Annotated in this window: 1 protein-coding gene and 1 pseudogene; both read left to right on the top strand. The window is 38.5% G+C overall.

The annotated features are described in order from the left end of the window. Window positions 1-132 precede the first annotated feature (132 nt). Window positions 133-384: a hypothetical protein gene (locus H1P_RS32995; protein ID WP_144875672.1), complete on the top strand. Its 252-nt coding sequence runs from the start codon at window positions 133-135 to the stop codon at window positions 382-384. Between the two features lie 72 nt (window positions 385-456). Next, window positions 457-1,690 (top strand): annotated as a pseudogene (locus tag H1P_RS33000) (IS4 family transposase). The last annotated feature ends 293 nt before the right edge of the window (window positions 1,691-1,983 follow it).

Below are 1,983 nucleotides of genomic sequence, written 5' to 3' on the forward strand. Positions count from 1 at the left end.
TTTTAGGAAAAATATCTTGAAATAGCTTCCACTCTAGGTCATTTAATCCCTCAAATTTGCCTGGCATCTTCAGTCGTTTAGTTACAACCTTCTTATTTTATCTATTATTAGTGGGATAGGTTCATATGACTATTGTATGAAAGTGAAGGCAAAAAGCGATCGCCTGTCCGTTCAAAAATTTCTCTGATTGCAAATTTAATTCCTCTAACCAGCAATAACAGAACAATAGCACTCATCAAAGAATTAAAATTAGGTATCCAAGCTGGTAATTTTTTCATCGATTATTTCCCCATAGTTGTGGTGTTAAAAATGTCTTTCCATAGGGTATTAGTTATCGAACGAAAAGTAAGCGATCAAGATCGCTTATTATTAAGCTTAATGTAATCCCAATACTTCTCGGTTAAGCTAAAAATGTTCTAAAGTAAAGTTAATCACTAGCAAAATTAGGTACTAAAATTGCAGCTCAAAGAATTTTCTTTGATTAATCCCAAGTTAGAAGCTTCATCAGTATTTCAGGCGATCGAAACAGTCATTCAACCAGAAATGATTGAAGCAGCTTTGAAGAAGACCAATAGCTTGGGGTTACGTCAAAGAAAGCTGACATCAAGTTTAGTAGTGTGCTTAGTAATTGCCATGAGTTATTGGTCATCTGATTCAATGACGACAGTTTTGAAGAACTTAGTCAACGGATTAAATAAACAATGGACTTTCATTAGGACAATCTTGGAAAACACCTGTTTCTTCATCAATTACTGAAGCCAGGCAAAGACTGGGATGTCAAGTAATGACTCAGCTATTTGATTCAATTGCCAAACCGTTAGCAACTTCGGAAACACCAGGAGCATTTCTGGGTGGACTAAGAGTGATGGCAGTAGATGGAACATTACTAGATGTGCCAGATAGCCAAGCCAATGCCAAGGTGTTTGGATATCCAGGGAGTAGAAAAGGGACAAAAGCCGCTTTTCCCAAAGTCCGTGTGGTCTTACTAATTGAGGCTGGAACACATTTAATCACCGATGCTTTGATATGCCCTTATCGAATTGGAGAAAGAGTCAGAGCTTTAAAACTACTGCGCTCGGTGAATAGATCAATGCTTTTAATGTGGGATAGAGGATTCCATTCTTATCGAATGGTCAATGCTACATTAGCTCAAGGGTGTCAGTATTTAGGCAGAGTTCCGAAGAACGTTAAGTTTCCAAACCACCAAAATTTAGATGATGGTTCTTATTTGAGTTGGATTAATCCCGACCGCAAATCAAAGAAAAAAGGGTTCAGTAAGATTCAAGTTCGGGTTATTGAATATACTATTGAGACTGATGGAGAACTTAAAACATATCGTTTGGTTACAAGCTTGATGGACTTGGCTTTGTTTCCTGCTTTATTGTTGGCAGAGCAATATCATCAACGATGGGAAATCGAAAATACCATTGATGAGCTTAAAACCCATCTTTTGGGGCGAAAAACTCCGATTCGTTCCCTCAAACCTCGTGAAGTGGTGCAAGAAATTTATGGCTGGCTTTTGGGTCACTATGCTATTCGCTCTTTAATGTTCCAAGCTTCCGAGCAAGCAAATATTTCTCCTTTACGTCTAGGTTTTACTGGGACTCTCAAGGTTATTCGTCGAGCTATTCCTGATTTTCAAGACCTCAATTCCCAACAACTTCCCTGCTTGCTCCGTCCTATACGCTGAGGAAACCTCAGCGCGGGCGGTGCGCTTTTTTTCTCACGGCTGATTCAGGATATTCTCGCTGAACAAATTCCTCCTAGACAAAATAGAAATAATCCTAGAGTGGTCAAGAAAACTCGTTCTAAATTTCCGAATAAAAAACCGATTCATCGAGAAACCTCAGTTAGCGTAAGGGACTTGCGCAAAAATAAACTACCATTCACAGAGGAGCAATAGTAATGTCCCACTTTGGTAAATTTTCCGAAGGATGCCAAAATTGTTGATAAAAATGTAACTCAGACGATTGAATAGTAATT

Origin of the sequence: Hyella patelloides LEGE 07179 (assembly GCF_900659865.1) — a bacterium.
GTDB lineage: Bacteria > Cyanobacteriota > Cyanobacteriia > Cyanobacteriales > Xenococcaceae > Hyella > Hyella patelloides.